The sequence below is a fragment of the Rhodococcus sp. MH15 genome (assembly GCF_019266045.1).
GTDB lineage: Bacteria > Actinomycetota > Actinomycetes > Mycobacteriales > Mycobacteriaceae > Rhodococcus_F > Rhodococcus_F qingshengii.
On the sequence record NZ_LPNP01000047.1, the window covers coordinates 1 to 18,852 of the forward strand.

15 protein-coding genes and 2 pseudogenes are annotated in these 18,852 nt (G+C 62.2%); 9 read left to right on the forward strand and 8 right to left on the reverse strand.

The window, feature by feature from the left end:
- The first annotated feature begins 315 nt into the window (after nt 1–315).
- Entirely contained in the window at nt 316–999 is a 684-nt protein-coding gene (locus ATN37_RS01285) for a sigma-70 family RNA polymerase sigma factor (RefSeq protein WP_021334540.1), read from the forward strand.
- A 669-nt stretch (nt 1,000–1,668) separates the two neighbouring features.
- Here ATN37_RS01285 and ATN37_RS01290 read toward each other — a convergent pair.
- The 6 genes from ATN37_RS01290 to ATN37_RS01315 form a co-directional block, all read right to left on the reverse strand.
- The gene (locus ATN37_RS01290) at nt 1,669–2,169 is read right to left on the reverse strand and encodes a hypothetical protein (protein ID WP_134771772.1); all 501 of its coding nucleotides are present in this window, start codon (nt 2,167–2,169) and stop codon (nt 1,669–1,671) included.
- Nucleotides 2,166–3,932, reverse strand: coding sequence for a cytochrome c oxidase subunit I (gene ctaD, locus ATN37_RS01295; RefSeq protein WP_011331573.1), 1,767 nt, complete (start codon nt 3,930–3,932; stop codon nt 2,166–2,168). Before ctaD ends, ATN37_RS01290 begins: the two co-directional genes overlap by 4 nt.
- An 82-nt stretch (nt 3,933–4,014) precedes the next feature.
- Nucleotides 4,015–4,857, reverse strand: a complete 843-nt coding sequence (locus ATN37_RS01300; RefSeq protein ID WP_011331574.1) for a sulfite exporter TauE/SafE family protein — start codon at nt 4,855–4,857, stop codon at nt 4,015–4,017.
- Between the two features lies 1 nt (nt 4,858).
- Nucleotides 4,859–5,197, reverse strand: coding sequence for a rhodanese-like domain-containing protein (locus tag ATN37_RS01305; RefSeq protein ID WP_011331575.1), 339 nt, complete (start codon nt 5,195–5,197; stop codon nt 4,859–4,861).
- A 28-nt stretch (nt 5,198–5,225) separates the two neighbouring features.
- On the reverse strand, nt 5,226–6,014 hold the full coding sequence (locus ATN37_RS01310; protein WP_011331576.1) for a GntR family transcriptional regulator: 789 nt from the start codon (nt 6,012–6,014) through the stop codon (nt 5,226–5,228).
- Nucleotides 6,015–6,602: 588 nt separating this feature from the next.
- A complete protein-coding gene (locus ATN37_RS01315) occupies nt 6,603–7,997 on the reverse strand; it encodes an MBL fold metallo-hydrolase (RefSeq protein ID WP_030537988.1) in 1,395 nt (464 codons plus the stop codon).
- A 584-nt stretch (nt 7,998–8,581) separates the two neighbouring features.
- Here ATN37_RS01315 and ATN37_RS01320 point away from each other — a divergent pair.
- Both ATN37_RS01320 and ATN37_RS01325 read left to right on the forward strand, forming a co-directional pair.
- Nucleotides 8,582–9,787 carry an FAD/NAD(P)-binding oxidoreductase gene (locus tag ATN37_RS01320; RefSeq protein WP_021334544.1) on the forward strand — a complete coding sequence of 402 codons (1,206 nt, stop codon included), beginning with the start codon at nt 8,582–8,584 and terminating at the stop codon, nt 9,785–9,787.
- On the forward strand, nt 9,784–10,320 hold the full coding sequence (locus tag ATN37_RS01325) for a hypothetical protein (RefSeq protein WP_011331579.1): 537 nt from the start codon (nt 9,784–9,786) through the stop codon (nt 10,318–10,320). The genes ATN37_RS01320 and ATN37_RS01325 overlap by 4 nt, the downstream gene beginning before the upstream one ends.
- Before the next feature lie 27 nt (nt 10,321–10,347).
- Here the strand turns inward: ATN37_RS01325 and ATN37_RS01330 are convergent, their stop codons facing one another.
- Together ATN37_RS01330 and ATN37_RS01335 are read right to left on the reverse strand one after the other, a co-directional pair.
- The gene (locus tag ATN37_RS01330) at nt 10,348–10,611 is read right to left on the reverse strand and encodes a metal-sensitive transcriptional regulator (RefSeq protein WP_011331580.1); all 264 of its coding nucleotides are present in this window, start codon (nt 10,609–10,611) and stop codon (nt 10,348–10,350) included.
- A gap of 115 nt (nt 10,612–10,726) precedes the next feature.
- Nucleotides 10,727–12,907 carry an MMPL family transporter gene (locus tag ATN37_RS01335; protein ID WP_011331581.1) on the reverse strand — a complete coding sequence of 727 codons (2,181 nt, stop codon included), beginning with the start codon at nt 12,905–12,907 and terminating at the stop codon, nt 10,727–10,729.
- Between the two features lie 136 nt (nt 12,908–13,043).
- Here ATN37_RS01335 and ATN37_RS01340 point away from each other — a divergent pair, with 136 nt between their 5' ends.
- The 6 genes and pseudogenes from ATN37_RS01340 to ATN37_RS01360 all read left to right on the forward strand — a co-directional run.
- Complete coding sequence (locus tag ATN37_RS01340; RefSeq protein WP_011331582.1) at nt 13,044–13,280, forward strand: DUF2892 domain-containing protein; 237 nt, start codon at nt 13,044–13,046, stop codon at nt 13,278–13,280.
- 330 nt (nt 13,281–13,610) lie between these two features.
- Nucleotides 13,611–13,770, forward strand: a pseudogene (locus ATN37_RS33085) (IS3 family transposase); the annotation flags it as partial.
- Nucleotides 13,771–13,833: 63 nt separating this feature from the next.
- Nucleotides 13,834–13,962 carry an integrase core domain-containing protein gene (locus ATN37_RS33090; RefSeq protein WP_021334548.1) on the forward strand — a complete coding sequence of 43 codons (129 nt, stop codon included), beginning with the start codon at nt 13,834–13,836 and terminating at the stop codon, nt 13,960–13,962.
- A 396-nt stretch (nt 13,963–14,358) separates the two neighbouring features.
- Nucleotides 14,359–17,931, forward strand: coding sequence for a WD40 repeat domain-containing protein (locus ATN37_RS01350; RefSeq protein WP_330885272.1), 3,573 nt, complete (start codon nt 14,359–14,361; stop codon nt 17,929–17,931).
- Nucleotides 17,932–18,054: 123 nt separating this feature from the next.
- Complete coding sequence (locus tag ATN37_RS32280; protein ID WP_021334551.1) at nt 18,055–18,288, forward strand: transposase; 234 nt, start codon at nt 18,055–18,057, stop codon at nt 18,286–18,288.
- Nucleotides 18,289–18,522: 234 nt separating this feature from the next.
- A pseudogene (locus ATN37_RS01360) lies at nt 18,523–18,717 on the forward strand (IS110 family transposase); the annotation flags it as partial.
- Nucleotides 18,718–18,852: the final 135 nt, after the last annotated feature.

An 18,852-nucleotide genomic window follows, 5' to 3' on the forward strand; every position in this document is an offset into this window, starting at 1 on the left:
TGAGCACGGGCGTACCTTCCCGCCAGCGTTGGCGCGCTGGACTTGATCAGAATCCTGTTCGTGTACAGATCATCATCCGGGAAGGTGCGTCCTCCCGGGATCCACAGGTTTCGATCATTCCTCCAATCGACGAACGACATGATCGGTCCTGTCCTGTAGACGGTCTTTCACTGTTGGACGGACGACCTCGCCGATCTGGACAGGTCGGCGAACAGGCGAGCGCCCGCGATGGTGGTTCCGATGCTCTCGGCGACGAGGACTTCGCTGTCGAACTGTCGGTTCAGACCCCGGTTCTCCGCAGAATCGCGGGGGGGTATGACCCGCTCACCAGCCGACGCGGACGACCTCGTGCAGGATGTGCTCGAACGTGCGTGGCGTGGCAGGCGCAGTTTCAGGGCGGAGTCCGCTCTGTCGACCTGGCTCTACCGAATCGCGATCAATCGCGCCCGGGATCTGGCAGCGCGCGCGGATTCGGCGCGCACCGTGCCATCGGGCATCGACGATATCGACTTGCCGGTCAGCCGTCTCGATCATCCCGAGGTTCTCGCCGAGTCGCTGGCCGACGAGCAGACGGTGCGTGCCGCTCTGGCGACCTTGTCCGTCGAGGATCGAATGGTTCTTGCGCTCCACGACGGTGAAGGATGGACCGCACCTCGGATCAGCACGGTTTGCGAGCTCACCGTCGCATCGGTCTACAAGCGGATTCATCGCGCGCGGATTAGACTGCTGCGAGCACTCCCCGCCGTATCCGCGAGCGAGAGTGTCGATTCCGAATTGTGCCGAAAAACCCTGGTCCACGCGTCGGCCTATCTCGACGGTCACCTCGATGTCGAAACATCGACGCGGATCGACGAACACCTCAGACAGTGCCCCCGCTGCCCACCGATAGCTGGGGCACTGGTGGGAATCAAAACTGCACTCGGGCAGCGCCCGTGGAGTTCTGCGATGCCGCCGGACTTCGTCCGTGCCGTCGACACATTGGGCAACACCAACCGGTAGCACGCGGTGGCCATCCGGCCGCCTCGGCCCGGCCACCTGACTTTATACCCCTACGGGTATAGTTGCCTTCATAGTCGAAGAACTTGAGGAGATGCCATGTGCAGAGCTGTCACGTGCAAGAAGTGCGGAAAGACCACCTGGGCGGGTTGCGGCCAACACGTTCAGCAAGTGATGCGGGGCGTTCCCGCGTCCGCTCGATGCAATGGGCACGAGGCCGATCCGAAATCGACCGGATTGTTCTCTCGCATGTTCTCCAAGAAGTAGAGGCAGTACGCGATCTCCACCTGCCCCAGATTGCACGGGCTCGCGGACGCACCGGATGCCGGCGGTCAGGTTCGGTTTTGAGAAGGCATCCGGTGGTGTCGTCCACCGTTGCGACGTGGTCGCGTCGAAGGCATTTCGCACACCGAGCGAGCCTGTGTCGACGTAGACCGGACTACGTCGAAACCTGTCGGATCGTGCAGATGAGTGTCGGCATCACACCACCAACACGGGCATTCCAAGGACCTCGTCCCGAGAGAAGCGATGGCGCGCGTCCAGACTCGGAGCGGTCATCGGTGGTTCGTGGCCCGAACACCGAACGACGGTGTCGTAGCGGTATATCGGTCGGCATCGTTGCGTGCCGAAGCCTCTCTCGTGTCGTCGCGCAGTTGGCCTCGATCGGGCTCGTCAGTGCCGCCACTGCTCAGGTGCCTCGGCGGGCGGAGGTGCACTGCCGACCAGGGTCATCCTCTGACGACGGTCGGGGTCGACCCAGACCGAGATGATGCTGCCGACCACGAGTTGAACTGCCATCGAACGTGATACGTGGACTTCGGACCGATATGTTCCCGATCCTGGAACAGTCACTTTCAGCGCCACGCTCCCCGAACCGATGTCGACGTCCAGGACCACTGCCCACCCTTCGACGACGCCGATCGGTGCCGATGCCGCCCGTCGTGGTGTGCGCGCTGCGAACATCATCGCGAGCAGGAGAAGCACCGCGAACACCACCACCACAGCGGCGGTCACAACTGTCTCAGAACGTGCCGACAGACGCGGAACGAGGCAGGTGAACACCACGATCAGCGCGAGCACGTAGAACCCCATGACGCAGGCAATGGCGTACGACCCTCGGCCCGGCAGCAGCACATTCGCGCCCACTCGATGGCCGCAACGATCTCTCGTCACCGGGTGTCGCTCTCGCTGGCGGTGTCGTGTTCGATACCGTCGGCCACGACTTCGGAGGGGGCCCGGACTCCGGCCGTGTGGCCCATCAAGCCCACGTGCGCCTCGGTGCGCATCCGGTCGACCATGTGCGGGTAATGCAGCTCGAATGCCGGCCGCTCGGAACGGATCCGGGGGAGCTCGGTGAAGTTGTGGCGCGGCGGTGGACAGGTGGTGGCCCATTCGAGGGAATTGCCGCATCCCCAGGGGTCGTCGACGATAGCGAGCTCGCCGTAGCGGTAGGACTTGAAGACGTTCCACACGAACGGCAACGTCGATGCTCCGAGGATGAACGCTCCGATGGAAGAGATTGAGTTCAGAGTGGTGAAGCCGTCCGAGGGTAGGTAGTCGGCGTAGCGGCGCGGCATCCCTTCACTGCCGAGCCAGTGCTGAACCAGGAACGTCATGTGGAACCCGATGAAGGTCGTCCAGAAATGCCACTTGCCGAGGCGTTCGTCGAGCATGCGGCCGGTGATTTTCGGGAACCAGAAGTACACCCCGGCATAGGTGGCGAAGACAATGGTGCCGAACAGCACGTAGTGGAAGTGCGCGACGACGAAGTAAGTGTCGGTGACATGGAAGTCGATCGGAGGGCTAGCGAGCAGTACCCCGGTCAGGCCGCCGAAGAGGAAGGTGATCAGAAATCCGACGCTGAAGAGCATCGGCGTCTCCAAGGTAACCTGCCCTCGCCACATGGTGCCGACCCAGTTGAACAATTTTACCCCGGTCGGTATCGCGATCAGAAAGGACATGAACGAGAAGAACGGCAGCAACACTGCGCCGGTGGCGTACATGTGATGCGCCCATACGGTGATAGAGAGGGCAGCGATGCCGAGAGTGGCGAAGATCAATCCCTTGTAACCAAAGATGGGTTTGCGACTGAAGACGGGGAAGATCTCGGAGACTATCCCGAAGAAGGGCAGCGCCACGATGTAGACCTCGGGGTGTCCGAAGAACCAGAACAGGTGCTGCCAGAGCATCGCTCCCCCGGTCGCGGGATCGAACACGTGACCGCCGAAGTGGCGATCGAATGCCAGACCGGCCAGTGCAGCGGCGAAGGTCGGAAACGCCAGGAGCACCAGGAGTGAGGTCACAAGAATGTTCCAGGTGAAGATCGGCATCCGGAACATCGTCATCCCCGGTGCCCGTAGACAGACGACGGTGGTGACGAAATTGACCGCACCCAAGATGGTGCCGAGCCCGGAAAGAATCAGGCCCAGTACCCACAGGTCGGCACCGACACCGGGTGAATGCAGTGCACTCGTCAGTGGGGTGTAAGCGGTCCACCCGAAGTCCGCCGCGCCTCCCGGGGTGATGAACCCGGCGAGCACGATCAACGACCCGAACACATACAACCAGTACGCGAACGCGTTGAGCCGCGGGAATGCGACATCGGGTGCGCCGATCTGCAGCGGAAGAATGTAGTTCGCGAAACCGTAGGCCACCGGTACCGCGTAGAGCAACAGCATGATCGTACCGTGCATGGTGAAGAGTTGGTTGTACTGCTCGTTGGAAAGAAACTGCAGCCCCGGCACCGCCAATTCAGCGCGCATCAATAACGCCATCAGACCGCCGATGAGAAACAGACCGAACGAGGTGACCAAATACATCTTGCCGATCGTTTTATGATCGGTGGTGGTCACCAACTGGAACAGTGTCGAGCCCTTGGGTTCACTACGCGCCGGATACGGCCTGGCTGCTTCTCGGCGGGGAATCAGTGCGGTCATCGACGATCTCCTCGATCCAGGTGTGGGGTGCGCCCGCAACTGCGTGCGTAGAAAGGGGCTCGGTGGGCGACGCCGGCGTGCATCACAGGGCCATGGCGGATTGGACAGTGACGTAGACGGCCACGACGAGTAGCAGGGCTGCGAAGCTACGGGTGAGTGTGGTGACAGAGACTTTGTCGGTGATGATTTTTCCTGCGAACGAGCCTGCGATTGCCGCGAGAGTGAACGGAACGACGATCTCCCACGGGATTGCGGCACCCGTGCCGAGGCGTTCGGTGAAGGCGCCTGCGCTGGTGATGGAAATGATCACCAGCGATGTTCCGACAGCGACGGGCATCGTATAACCCAGTGCCAGAACCAGGGCAGGGACGATGAGGAATCCGCCGCCCACTCCCAGAAAACCGGTAAGGAAGCCGACGACGAGCGCGGAGGTGACCAGCTTGACCACCTGTGAAGTGTTGATCTTCACTTTCGCGGGCTTGGTGGTGACCGCGACGGCGCTAGGGTGCATCTCCTCGGTCTCGGCCGGGTTCGGCGTCGGTACGTCGGCATCGTGTCCGCGCCGTGTACGGCGCAGCATCGCGCCGGCTGCGACGATCATCAGTGCAGCGAACGCGAGCAGCAAGATCTGCGGGTCGACCGACCGATTGAGGATCGATCCACCGAAAGCGGTCACCGAGCCCAGGATTCCGAACACTCCGGCTGCCCGCCACCGCACGTGACGTGCTCGCGCATGGCTGATGGCCGCGATGATCGAGGTGATGCCGACGATGATCAGCGAGGCGCTCGTTGCCGATTGCGGTTCGACCGCCAGGAGATACACCAGTGCAGGAACAGTCAGTATCGATCCCCCACCACCGAGTGCGCCGAGGGAGAGCCCGATGAGTATCCCGGCGGCGACTGCGATCGCGAGGGTGGCGACCATGTCAGATCACTGTGCCGGGGGTGCCGTCATCACGGACCACGGGGCGGCCGTCTTGGTGCCACGCTTTCATTCCGCCGGTCAGGTTGTGGGCCGTGCGTCCCGCCGCACCGAGTACCGCCGCGGCTTTGCTCGACCGGGCTCCGGAACGGCAGACGACCACCAGAGGCTGGTCCGGGGTGTAATCGGAGGGGTCGAGCGATCCGAGGGGGACGTGTACGGCAGCGGGGGCATGTCCGGCAGCCCATTCGTCGTCCTCGCGGACATCGATCAGGATGGCTCCGGATTCGGCGATCAGTGCGTGTGCGGCAGCTGGATCGGCTGCCGGTAGTGCTCCAGTCATGAAGAACGCTCCTTGGATCGGTGGGTGCTTACAGGGCGTGCAGCGGCATGGCCGGCACGAAGCGATAGCCCTCGCTCGATGAGAACGTGGCCGACACGGTGAACCGATCTCCTCGAATCACTGTGTGCCGTAACTCCACCGGCCGGGAGTTCATGAAACCCAAACGGCGGATCGACAGCGCGGCGGTCTTCGCATCGAGTTCGAGTGCTGCCGCATCCTCTGGATCCGGGACGACGGCAGTGACGTCCTCGCGGCCACCGGTGAGGCGGATGCCGCAGCGTTGCTCGAGCTCGATGTACAGAGCTGTATGAGTGAAGTCTGCGTCCAGGAGGTCGTGTGCCAGATCTCCTGGCAACCAGGCATAGTCAAGCGCCAACGGCATCGTCCCTGCCATACGGATGCGCTCCAGGTAGAGCAGTGGGGCCTTGGGGCCGACCTGCAGAGTGGCAGCGACCGCGGGGTCGGTGCGTAGTTCGAGTGCACGCACCACGCTGTGCTGGGCAACACCCGTGGCTTCCACGGCAGCGAAGAGACTGTAGAGCGCACCGAGAGGTTGCTCGATCACCGGCGGAGCCGCCAGCCGAGAAGGCCGGCCACGCTCCGCAATCAAGATTCCTTCGTTCCGTAAGCGCCGCAGAGCCTCGCGGGTGGTGTGACGACTCACGCCGTAACTCGTGGTCAACGCATGCTCGCCCGGGAACTCGGAGCCGGCGAATTCGTCGTCGCCGATCCTGCGGACCAGATCGGCATGCAGTTGCGCCCACAGCGGCATCGCACTGGAGCGGTCGAGCGCGGCACTGCGATCGTCGTCGACCATCAGAGGCTCTCCTGTCGATCTGTGTGTCGGAATCCGAATTCGAGTCGCCACATGCTGACACTCGTGGGTTGAGTCGCCACATGCTGACGCTCGTGGGTTACTGTACAACAAATGTACGTACATCCGTACGGGCGATCAGGGAGTGATGCTCAGTACACGTCCGAAGTGATCTCCATCGAGGACCTCGGGGACCGCAACTCCTTCCGTCCACGACGGAACAGCCGCCGGCCTCGCAGACCCGTAAACGAGACACCGATCGCATCGAGAAAATTCTCGCCGCGAACTCACGCGCGCCCAGTCCCATTCCGCTCGTATGCCGACCGCTGAACTACCCGCTGCCACACAGGTTTCACCCATCCGCGGTGTCGACGCGCCGAGCACGAAGGAGGCCCTGTTGGAGATCGCGTCGAACCTGGTGAATATGTCGGCGTAGCGACGCAGCATCACGTTACTTCCGAGTCGGTACCGGATCGGGATTGTCGCCTGGGGTCCGCTCCGCCATCGGTGGCTCGACGAGCCTTATAGACAAGCTAAGCAGCGAACCGGGGGCGGACGGTACGACGGGCCCCCTGTTCGGGGTGTGTCCGGTCAGACTGTTTCGAGGTTGTGCTCGGCCCAGGCGGCGTAGCTGCCCTCAAGTTCGACGACATGGTAGCCGGCGCGACGCAGTGCGCTGGCTGCGACCGCGTTGCGGACGCCGCTCTGGCAATAGGTCACGATCGGACCGCCCGTGGGTAGTCCGTCGAGGTTCCACAACAATCGGCCGCCGCTGAGCTGTTCGGAGCCAGGTATGTGGCCGTCGGCGTGTTCGGTCTTGTTGCGCACGTCCAGCACCATTGCCGGGTCGAACGAATCCAGCTCGTCCGCCCCGATCGTCTCGGGCGTCGTCATGGGGAGGCCTCGTAGACTTGTGACGTACCCGGTCACCGTATCGATGCCGACCCGCAGCAGGTGATCACGTAGCTCGTCGGCGGCATTACAGTCCTCGGCGAGCACCACCAGTGGAGTGTCCTCTCGCTCGGGGTCGTAGACCCAGGCACCGAACGAGGCTGCCTTGCTGAGGCCGGGGATGTTGAGCGCTCCGGGGACAGTGCCGACGTGCACCTCATCTTGGCCGCGGGTGTCGAGGAGGACGACCTCGTCGGAATCCAGGGCGCGTGCCAATTCTGCGGAGTCGTACTCGTGCAGTGGAGAGAGTGGCCCGAGAACGACCGGGCCCTGCTTGTTCTGACGCTTCATCCGGCCGAAGTAGGCGTGTGCGTCCGGTTGGCCGTCGAGCATCTCATCGACGAAGCCCTGCTCGTCGTCGCGCTCGACGTACCCGGCCCACCAAGCGAAACGGCGTTCGTAGCCGACGCTGGTCGACGGGAGCGCGCCGAGAGCTTTTCCGCAGGCGCTGCCCGAACCGTGACCCGGAAAGACCTGGATATGATCCGGCTGCGTGACGAACGATCGCTTCAGACTGCGGAAGATCTGTTTGGCACCCTCGAAACGGGTGTCGACACCGTCGGCGGCCTCGTCGAGTAGGTCCGGCCGGCCGAGATCGCCGGCAAAGACGAAGTCGCCCGTCAACATGTATCCCGGAGCGTCGGCGAAGGCACCGTCGGTTACCAGGAACGAGAGGTGCTCCGGGGTATGGCCGGGCGTGTGAACGGCTTGCACGGTGATGTTGCCCAGAGTCAGCGTGTCGCCATCGTGGAGGCGTTCGGCTTCGAAGCCGTACTGCCAGTCGTCGCCGCCCTCTCCTGAGACGTAGGTGGTCGCGCCGGTGGCCTTGGCCAACTCGCGGGTGCCGGACAGGTAGTCGGCATGGATGTGGGTCTCGGTCACGGCGGTGATGGTCATGCCATGCCGATCGGCCAGGTCCAGGTACACACCGATGTCGCGGCGGGCGTCGACCACCACTGCCTCTCCCTTGGTCTGACAGCCGATGAAGTATCCGGCTTGGGCGAGGTCTTCGTCGTAGATGCGTTCGAGAAGCATCGAAATCTCCTTGTCGATCGTGGCGGCGGTCGTGCAGGTGTCAACAATCCATGGTACCCAGTGGGGTATTTTCAGGAGGTTCTGTGCGCCATGGCGCACGGGCCTGATCTCGCGGGTGAACGTGCAGCAGGTCGGCATACCAACGGACACCCAGGGGCATCGCACCCGGCCGATCCAGCGAGGCGCAGCGGACTCACGGCGACACTGCAGCGATCGTCGACCATCACGTCCTCCTCGGGCCGTCTGACATTCGTCGACTCGGGGCGGGAGAGGAAAGTTCATCCGCCTTGAGTGTGGCGTTCGTGGTACTCGGCGACTAGCCTTAGCCCTAATGTACGTACATCCGTACGATCAATCAAGGCGAGGGTGCCTTGCACTTCCGCACTTGCATTTGCACACCAGCTGCTCGAACGCCGGAACGAACTTCCAGCACGACTGCTGTATGCGCAGTACGCCAGCCGGAATGACCACACCTTCGTCATGACCTCACGGCACGCGCCCACACCGACGTCGAGCTGACCCATCCCGCACCAACCGAATCGAGACCGCGCCTACCGAGCTCGTGTCACGAACAGGAGGACGACATGTCCGCGCACACCATCGACCACAAAGTTGCGATCATCGGCGGAGGCAACGCCGGTCTTTCGCTTGCAGCACGTCTACGGCGAGCAGGAATGACCGACATCGGCGTCATCGAGCCGGCAGGGACCCACTACTACCAACCGCTGTGGACTCTCGTCGGTGGTGGCCGGGCCCCGGCCGCGGAAAGTGCGCGCAGCGAGGCGTCGGTGATGCCGCAGGGCGTCGGCTGGATCAAGGATCGAGCCGAGGGGGTCGACCCCGAGGCCCAGACGGTCAGCACCTCCTCTGGAACCACCGTCCACTACGACCACCTGGTGGTGTGTCCCGGTATTCAGCTCGACTGGGACTCCGTGCCCGGAATGACCGAATCGATCGACACCCCGCAGGTCTCGAGCAACTATCGCTACGATCTCGCACCCAAGACGTGGCAGATGATCCAGAAGATGCGTTCGGGCACCGCAGTGTTCACGATGCCGTCCGGCCCCATCAAATGCGCGGGTGCCCCACAGAAGATCGCGTACCTCGCAGCCGACTACTGGCGCGAGCAGGGCGTGCTCGACGCCATCCGAGTTGTCCTCGTCCTGCCCACACCCGGAATGTTCGGAGTGCCGGTCTTCGCCGAGGAGCTCGAGCGGGTGGTAGCGCGCTACGGCATCGAGGTGCGTAAGAACAGTGAGGTCACCGCCGTCGATCCTGACGGCCGATCGGTGACGATCACCGACAATGCTGCAGGAGTGAGCGAAGAGCTACCCTACGATCTCCTCCACGTCGTACCGCGGCAATCTGCACCGGACTGGATCAAGGCCAGCCCCATAGCGGACCCCGACAATCCAGCCGGATATGTACAGATCGACAAGAACACTCTGCGGCACAGTCGATTCGACAACATCTTCGCACTCGGTGATGCCGGATCCTCGCCGAACTCCAAGACCGGTGCCGCAATTCGCAAGCAGGCACCCGTCGTCGCCGAGAACCTGCAGGCGAGCATCGCCGGCCGCCCGCTGACCGCGCAGTACGGTGGCTATGCCTCCTGCCCCTTGACGACCTCTCGGAACACGATGCTTCTGGCCGAATTCGACTACACGATGCAGCCCGCACCCTCGATTCCGTTCATCGACACCACCCACGAACGCCGCGACATGTGGTTCCTGAAGAGGCGCGGCCTGCCGGCGTTGTATTGGAACGCCATCCTCACCGGCCGGGCGTGAGCTGCCGAAAGCCGAGGAGTCACGGCGTCGACGGCGAGCTGAGCACGTACCGCTCGGTGTTCGACGCCATAGAGCGACGGGTGCTGCCCGAGGTCGAGTTCGGCAGAAGCATGCCGATTCTCATCGCCGCGATAGCGACCGCAATCCTGGGGTTCGCGCTACCCCACACCGGTTCGGCGCATGGATATGACGTCTTGCTCCGTACATCACGCGCCGAAGCGGAGTCCGCGGGAGTTCTACCCACTCTGTTCGTCGTCTTCAGCGCCACGTTCACGGTCACGGTGGCCGCAGCCGCTCGCTCACTTCGGCGGTTCCGATGGGCAGGTTTGGCGTTGGCTGGGAACGGAGTAACCACGGTCTTCGCCGTACTGGCAATCTGGTCGAGGCAATCGCTGACGCCCGATGCCGAGTTCGCGGGCCCCTCCATCGGAATGTACTTGGGATGTGCGGCGGCGCTGTTGTCCACAGCGTTGTGGGCCCGTGCGGTTTTCACCCATCCACACGGGCCCCTCGGAGCACCCTCACACTGCTGACGCGAGGTCGGCGCACCGTCGCGGACCTCAGGCGAGGGCGAGAAACAGCTTCTCGAGCTCCGCTTCGCTCATCTTCTCGCCCGTCTCCGCTCCGGTGATGCACTCACGGAGCCCGGTGGCGACGATCTTGAAGCCTGCCCGGTCGAGGGCCTTCGATACCGCGGCCAGCTGGGTGACGACATCCTTGCAGTCACGACCGCTCTCGATCATGGCGATCACTCCTGCAAGCTGACCCTGCGCACGCCGCAGACGGTTCAATACCAACGCGATGCTTTCGGTGTCACCGGTCATGTCGTTCAGTCCTTCGTTCGATGAAACTCCAGTTTACCCCTAGGGGTAAGAGCGGTCATGGTGGCCGAAGCCGGACGGCCTCGGCCACCACTGTGTTGCTCGAGATCGGTGACACTCAGCTGTGTGAGAAGCCGATCTTGGGCAACACCGCTCGTAGCCATGCGGGTGACCACCACGCGGCGTGGCCGGTCAAGCGCAACAACACCGGCAGCAGAACCAAGCGGATGAGAATCGCGTCCAGCAATACGGCGACACCCAGAATGATTCCCATCTCCTTGGGTGGCAGTGGTTCGGCGAGCGCGAACGAGAAGAACACCGCGATCATCACCGCTGCCGCCGCGAAGATCACCCGTCCCGAATGCGCCATTCCGTCGACCTGAGAACCGTGCGGATCACCGGTGTTCTCGTAGTGTTCCTTGACGCTCGACAGCAGAAACACCGTGTAATCCATCGCAATTGCGAAAATCATCGCGAAGAAGAACACCGGGCCCCAGCCGTTCAGGAATCCCTGCGGCGTGAATCCGAGCAGCGACGAGCCGTGACCGTCTTGGAAGATCAGCTTCGCCACACCGAATGCCGCTCCGGTGGACAGCAGGCTGACCACGGTCCCCAGCAGGGCGATCAGCGGTGCCTGCAGCGCGATCAGCAGCAACAGGAATCCGAGCACGAGGATCACCGACACCACGATCGGCAGATACTCGTTCAACGCTGTCTGCAGGTCCAGGTTCTCCGCGGGCGCACCGCCCACGATCGCGCCCTCGGGCAGCTCGGCACGCAAGGCGTCGAGTGTGGTCTCGAGTGCGGGGTCCGACGGATCCACGTTCGGGATGGCCTGCAGCATGACGAAGTCGGATCCGTCCATGGCGGGCATGGGCGGCGTCACCATCGATACGCCGTTCACGCTCGCTGCGATCTGTGCGGTCTGCTCTGCCTCCGACGTGGGGGCGATGATCTGCAGCATTCCTGGTGCGCCTTCACCCATCTGTGCCTGAACCAATTCGTAGCCCTGCCGGACCGGAGCGTCCTCGGGCACAACCGAAATGGACGGCATGGCGACCTTCAGGCCCAGTGCCGGAATCGACAGCGCCACCAGAATCAACAGGGAGCCGATGGCGAACGGCCACGGATGCTTGTGCAGCAATTGACCCCAGGACGCGAATTTCGGCGAGCGATGCACCTGCCGCTTCGCGTACGGGAGGGAGCCGGCATTGACCTTCGGTCCGAGCTTGCCCAGAACTGCGGGGAGCAGCGTGAGGGTGGCAGCGAGAACGAACACCACCGCGAGCATGATGCCCACGGCCATCGTGCGCACCGCAGGTGCGGGTACCAGAAGCACGGCAGACAAGCTGATCAGCACGGTCAGTCCGGACAGCAGGACGGCTTTGCCTGCCGTGTCCATCGTTTCTGCCACTGCACGCTGCGGGTCGATCCGACCGGTGTCGATGGTCTTACGCAGCGCATCCCGGAACCTCACGACGAGGAAAAGCGCGTAGTCGATACCGAGCGCCAGGGCGAACATCATCGCAAAGTTCATCGCCCACACCGAGATCGGCGTGATTTCGTTCAGCAGAACCAAGCCACCCGCGGATGCGACGAGACCGGCCAGTGTCAACAGCAAGGGCAGGCCTGCCGCGACGAGTGATCCGAACGCGAGCACCATGATCGCCAATGTGACCGGCCAGGAGATGATTTCGGCCTTGATCATCGCGTCGTGGTTGGCCTTGTTGAAGTCACTCCACAGCGCCGATGCTCCGGTCGGGTAAACCTCGATCGAGTCCGTGGAGGCTGCGGTCAAGTCGCCCTTGAGATCGTCGACGGCCTTGACCATCTCGTCGGTCGTCCCGTTCGCTCCACCGATGAGAATTCCGGTGTGCCCATCGGCACTGATCGACATCCCCGGTTTCGGGGCGATCACCTCGGAAATCCGCGAGTCAGCAGCCAGAATGTCGGTGACCTCGGAAATGACAGCCGCGACAGCGGGGTCCGTCACCTGCTCGGTGTCCGAGTGCACGACCACCTGTATCGCCGCAGAAGAGTTCCCGCCGAAGTGCTCCTGTGCGAGTTCGCGAACCTGGACCGACTCCGATCCGTTGGATTGCCAACCGGCACCGGCGAGAGATCCGAACACAGACGGGGCAAACGCTCCCAATCCGATGATGACCACCAGCCACGCGGTGACCACCCACTTGAAATTGCCTGCCATGCGCGCACCGAAGCGCGCCAACGGCCCCCCAGTGATCCCTGGCGGCGAGCTGTCTGCAGAACTCTCGTCGGTTCGAACGTCCGTAGAACTCACTGTGTGTCCTTCATGGTCGGGAGCGGTGTCCGAACGGTAGCACGTACCCCCTAGGGTATCTTGAGTGTAGTCTATCGTCTACCCCGTGGGGTATACCAGTCGAACCGCAACATCTCACAGAACCGAGGCTCTCCGCATGTCATGCAACGACACCCTCAACGGACCCGCCGGTCTGAGCATCGAACGCGCTGTTCCCGCACTCGCGGGCACCGTCGTGCTCACCAGCCTCGCGCTCGCCCGTCTGCACGACCGCCGATGGCAAGCACTGACCGCGTTCGTCGGCGGAAACCTCGTGTTCTACTCGGCAGTGGGATGGTGCCCGGCCAGTCTGCTGATGCGGCGATTGGGGATACGTCAGAGCGGCAGATTCTAGGGGCGTCGCAACACGATCAGTCTTTGTTGGTCACACGCAGTGCATGGCCCTGGTCGTAATATCTGCCTGCGACCGATGGTGCCGAAGCCCCGAAGACGCTCGACCAACCCAGACGAGGGGGTGCTCAATCGCTTTCCATCGTTTTCATTTCAGGAGTTGTGAACGACGGTCGAAACCTGGTTCTTACCCAATTTCCGTACGACTCCACCTTCGAGTCGCGGTGCCGTTCCGGTAGGACGTGGATTGTGCGGGAGATGATCATCGTCACTACGGCATTGAAGATGGCGTTGTAGCGACGCGATCACGGCGGTCATAAGATTGGCGATGGACTTGATCCATCACAGCGATGCCAACAGTAAATACACATCAATTGCCTTCACAGAAACGCTTGCGCTGGAAGGGATTGCGGCTTCAATTGGAAACGTCGGCGACGCCTACGACAACGCCCTTGCAGAGTCGATAATCGGACCGTTCAAGACAGAAGCAGTTTCCAAGAGCAGTCCGTTTCCGCAAGGGGCGATCAAGACGATCGACGACATCGAATTCTTGGGCGATGGAATGGGTGGATTGGTTCAATACCCGCCGTCCGCACAGCACCTTGGACTACGTCACTCCCGACGAGTTCGAAGCCGTCTATTATTCTCAACTATCGATTCTCCAGCCGGAGATGTCGCCGGCATAGGAGCGGCAAGAAACCCGGCACGGTTCACAGTCCCAGTAATGTCTACTTATCGGTAACAAGCGAGTGCATGGAGTGGGCATGGGATCTTCACGGGCTGACGAGAACGCGCGATCAGAGTTCGCTGCCAGGTTTGCACTATTGTATGAACTGGCTGGAAACCCGGTTTTGAAGAGAGTTGCTGACCGCGCCAATGCCTCGATCGTCAGCGGGGCTTCCCGCAGAACTGTCTACGTATCTGCGCAGCGGCTTTCCGACTGGCGGGGTGGCCGAAACGTACCTGCCAGATTCGAGGGTTTGTCAGCGGCCTTGCATGTTCTTGTCGCTGCGGCACGCGCACGGGTTCCCGAACCCCCGGTAGAGGGGCTGTACTCACTATCACAGTGGCAAAAGCTATGGATGCGTGCGCAGCGAAGCAATCACGTAGTCACAACTGACGTGTCTCACCAAAGGCGCTTCGCACCTCCAGGGAAACCCGAAATCCCTTGCCCGTACATAGGTTTGGCAGCATACGGACAGGGAGACAGCACATTGTTCTTTGGCCGCGACAAGGCTACAGCGGCACTGATGTCCAAAGCACTCGACGGCGGAGACGATGTCGCACTGACATTTCTGGTGGGCGCTTCGGGGACTGGGAAGTCGTCGCTCTTGCATGCTGGCCTACTACCAGCCCTCAGCCCCAATCGGTCAGCGGTACAGCTGAGTCCTGGCGCAGACCCCCTCGGTGCGTTGGATGCTGCGTTGATGGCGCGACCAGATGGGCGAGTCATCGTGATCATCGACCGTTTCGAGGAACTGTTCACCCAATGCCACCATGGTGTCGTCAGGGAACAATTCGTCGAGCAACTGGTGACACTGGCAAAGGCCCGAAGGTTTGAGGATAGCCCCGTGGATGCAGTTGTTGTTGCGGTGCGCGCAGATTTTTATGAACAATGCTTGAGGATTCCGGAACTCGCCCGGCGTCTGGAACAAGATCAGATGGTGCTGGGCGCGATGACGCGCGAAGAAATAGCATCCGCAGTGATCGGGCCGGCCAAGCTGGTCGGCGTCGACGTCGAACCCGGCTTGGTCGATGTCATCATCCGCGACCTCGGGGTACACAACGGCGTAACTGGCGCAGGATATGGACATGGGGGCGCGCTTCCGCTGCTCGCGCACGCCTTAACAGAGACGTGGAATGCGCGTTCTGCGCAGACCATGACGATTGCCGCCTACGAATCTGTTGGTGGTGTCCACGGGGCGTTGGCACGTACAGCTGAGGAAGTATGGTCGACATTTACTCCTCTCCAACGTCACGCTGCCAGGCAAATGCTACTGCGACTGGTCACGGTGAACGAGGACGGGCCCGACACACGACGCCGACTTGCGCGACACACACTGCTGGAAAGCGTCCCCGACGTCGAGGCCGGACTAGCCGCCCTTGATGCACTAATCGACAGTCGGCTTGTGACATGCGATTCCGCCGGAATCGAATTCACCCACGAGGCTGTATTCGAAGCCTGGCCCCGGTTCGCAGAATGGTTGGAGGACAATCGCGCGGATACAGTTCGACGTCAACGTCTGGACCGGGATGCGGACGAATGGAACCGCAACGATCGCGAAGTGTCGCTTCTCTATCGAGGGCTTCGGCTCGAGTCTGCATTGGCATTGACCAGGGAGCCCTCCGCTAAGTTCGCGACCACAACACGTGAGTACGTCGACGCCGGACACCGTCAAGCCCGTACCGCCTTGTTGCTGAAGCGGTGCATGGTCGGCTTGCTGAGTCTCCTTACGGTGGTAGCGATGGTCCTGGCGTTGACCAGTCATGCCCAACGCGTATCGTCCGACGTTCAGCGAAACGACGCTCAGTTCGCCGAGGTGCTTGCACAAGCCGGGCGCACACAGAACTCCGACCCCTCGTTGTCAGCTCAGGTGTCTCTTGCCGGCTCAGCGTTGCGACCTCTCGACCCGGCCGCACACGCGATGGTACTTGCCAGTCAAAACGCTCCGCTGGCAAGCCCGATGTCCGGACATACCGGAGCTATCTACGACACCGCAGTAGCGGGAAACGGAATTGTGGCCACCGCCAGTTACGACCGCACGATTCGGCTATGGGATCCACTCAGCGGCAAACAATTAGGTGGTCCTCTGGTCGGGCACACCAGCTGGGTCACCAGTGTCGCCTTCAGCCCGGACGGGCACTATCTCGTAAGTGGAGGGGGTGACGGAACTCTGCGCCTGTGGGACGTTCGAGATCCGGACCGTCCCAGTCCACTAGGTTCCCCCGTGGTCGGCCATTCCGGCGCTATTTACATGGTCGCGTTCAGTCCTGATGGGCGCACAATCGCCACCGCCGGAGACGATACGACGGCACGCCTGTGGGATGTGGATAATTCGGCCGCCGTGACGCAACGAACCCCCCCTCTCCGCGGACATGAGGCGCCAGTCCGCACCGTCGCGTTCAGTCCGGACGGCCGTACCCTCGCGACGGGAAGTGATGACCACACCGCAATACTGTGGAACGTAGAAGACCTCGCTGGACCGGTAATCCCGTGGGGACCGCCGCTACGGGTGCACGCCGACACCGTCCACTCCGTGGCATTTAGCCCGGACTCCCGAATGCTGGCTACGGGCAGTGACGATCACAGCGTACGGATCTGGATGGTGGATAACCCGAATACGCCGGTGATGGGGCAGACCCCGCTGATCGGCCACACTGCCGCAATCTGGTCGGTGTCTTTCAGTCCGGATGGGCAGTCGCTGGTCTCGGCGAGTTGGGACGGCACCGCTCGTGTCTGGTCTGTGATCGATCCCGACCATCCCACTGTGCTCGGCGGCCCGCTCGTCGGGAGCAGCGGTGGACTGACGACGACAACTTTCACGAACAACGGAACGAAAGTAATTACCGGTGGTCAGGACGGCCTCGTTCGCGTCTGGAGTTTGCCTAGCGCGGTACTCGCTGGGCACAGCCGCAGGGTCGCCACACCGGCAATCGATCGCAGCGGACAAGTGATGGCCACCGGATCACTCGACGGTACGGTCCTACTCTGGGATATCACAGGAGGACGGACCCCGACAATCCGGGAACGGCTTCGCGCTCCTGACGGACTCGGGATCGAGAACCTCGCTCTCTCACCGGACGGGTCCACTCTTGCGACAGCGGGCCTCGGCAGCACCGGTGTCCAACTGTGGACCATTACCTCAGGCGCAACCGCGGCAGCGGGTCCTGTACTACCAATTTCCGCACGCTATACCCACGAGCTAGCTTTCAGCCCCGATAGCTCCATACTCGCGACCGCCGCAGACGACCAGTCGTTGATGCTGTGGCGTGTTGACGATCCCAGCCGACCCGACCCCATAAGGGCCGCACTGACCGGCCCGTCGGGCTGGATCAATTCCGTCACATTCAGCCCGGGAGGTAACCTCATCGCCGTAGGGAGCAGCGACAACACGGTCCGCATCTGGGATGCGTCGAACCCTGCAATGCCCGTCCCCCGACGGAACGCGTTAGTTGGGCATACCGGCGCTGTGAACTCAGTCGCGTTCAGTCCCGATGGCCAGCTCCTTGCCAGCGGTAGTGACGACCAATCGATCCGCATATGGAGCATCGGGTCAGACAATGACACCGACGCCAACCCGGAAGTCTTAACTGGGCATACCAGTACTGTAAGGTCCGTGGCCTTCAGTGCTGACGGAGAGCACCTCGCTAGCGGTAGCGACGACCAATCGGTGCGAATCTGGGACGTCGATGGCTTACGGATCCGCGGCACGGGGACCTCGATCGTGCCAACTGGAACGGTGCGGTGGCGCGTAGCGTTCGACCCGGCGGGGAGCAGAATCATGGCCGCAGGCGAGGGTGGTGCGATGCGCGCGCTCACCCTCGACGCTGATGCTGCTGCCCACCGCGTCTGCCACGCGACGCGGGGAATTCTCACATCGCAGTTGTGGGATCAGGTCTTGCCCGGCCTCGACTACCACCCGCCCTGCGCCTGAAATCGGGAAGGCTGAGGCGGGTAACTGTGACATGACCCCCCATCAAGTGACCGCATGATCCGTGCCCCTCAAAGTGAACCATCTATATGAGAGATGAGGCAGAGCGGTCCATAGGAGGTCACAGTGCCCAAGTCGTATCCGAACTCAGTCCGGCGACAGATCTCGCACCGTCTGCGAAGTGGTGACACAGTCGCCGATATCGCTACGGAAACCGGCATATCGCCGGCGACGTTGTTCCGGTGGAAAGCCCAAGCCCTGATCGATGCGGAGGTGCGCGGCGGTGTACCGAGCGTTGAGTCCGACGAGCTCGCATCGGCCCGCGCCCTATCGCTGCACTCGAAGCTGAACTCGCATTGACTCGCGATGTGTGCGCCTTGTTCGACGATCAGTCGGTGGCGCCCCCAAAAGGAAGATCGCGATCGTCGAAGGACTGATCACACGAGGACATTCCGGTAGATCGGCATGTCGCATAACGGGTTTGAGCAGATCAACATTTCATGCGGAGGAATGATCGAAACCTGTGGATCCCGGGAGGACGCACCTTCCCGGATGATGATCTGTACACGAACAGGATTCTGATCAAGTCCAGCGCGCCAACGCTGGCGGGAAGGTACGCCCGTGCTGAGGAATCGTCAACATCTGGCCGTCATCGGCCGTATTCGACTCGACCCGAAAACCCAGGTTTACGTGGAGAAGAAGATCAGCGAAGGCCATTCGAAGCTGGAAGCGATCAGGTGCCTGAAGCGCTACCTGGCTCGCGAGATCTACTACCTCCTCAACCCCGGACAGCGAGGAATGATCGGGCGATACGAGCGGCGTCGAGATCGTCGGTCTTACCGACTCCTCTGCGATCCGCCGACCCCATCACGGAGGGTTCGGCTACCGGGAATCCCGCCGCGAGAACGCGGTCGGAGAGTCCGG

Excerpts from the sequence above, each read along its gene's own strand:
- ctaD (WP_011331573.1), bottom strand. The coding sequence starts at position 3,932 with ATGACCGCACTGATTCCCCGCCGAGAAGCAGCCAGGCCGTATCCGGCG.
- ATN37_RS01340 (WP_011331582.1), top strand. The coding sequence starts at position 13,044 with ATGTCATGCAACGACACCCTCAACGGACCCGCCGGTCTGAGCATCGAA.
- ATN37_RS01300 (WP_011331574.1), bottom strand. The coding sequence starts at position 4,857 with ATGGTCGCCACCCTCGCGATCGCAGTCGCCGCCGGGATACTCATCGGG.
- ATN37_RS01330 (WP_011331580.1), bottom strand. The coding sequence starts at position 10,611 with ATGACCGGTGACACCGAAAGCATCGCGTTGGTATTGAACCGTCTGCGG.
- ATN37_RS01350 (WP_330885272.1), top strand. The coding sequence starts at position 14,359 with ATGCGTGCGCAGCGAAGCAATCACGTAGTCACAACTGACGTGTCTCAC.
- ATN37_RS01285 (WP_021334540.1), top strand. The coding sequence starts at position 316 with ATGACCCGCTCACCAGCCGACGCGGACGACCTCGTGCAGGATGTGCTC.
- ATN37_RS01315 (WP_030537988.1), bottom strand. The coding sequence starts at position 7,997 with ATGCTTCTCGAACGCATCTACGACGAAGACCTCGCCCAAGCCGGATAC.
- ATN37_RS01310 (WP_011331576.1), bottom strand. The coding sequence starts at position 6,014 with ATGGTCGACGACGATCGCAGTGCCGCGCTCGACCGCTCCAGTGCGATG.
- ATN37_RS01320 (WP_021334544.1), top strand. The coding sequence starts at position 8,582 with ATGTCCGCGCACACCATCGACCACAAAGTTGCGATCATCGGCGGAGGC.
- ATN37_RS33090 (WP_021334548.1), top strand. The coding sequence starts at position 13,834 with ATGGAATGGGTGGATTGGTTCAATACCCGCCGTCCGCACAGCACCTTG.
- ATN37_RS01305 (WP_011331575.1), bottom strand. The coding sequence starts at position 5,197 with ATGACTGGAGCACTACCGGCAGCCGATCCAGCTGCCGCACACGCACTG.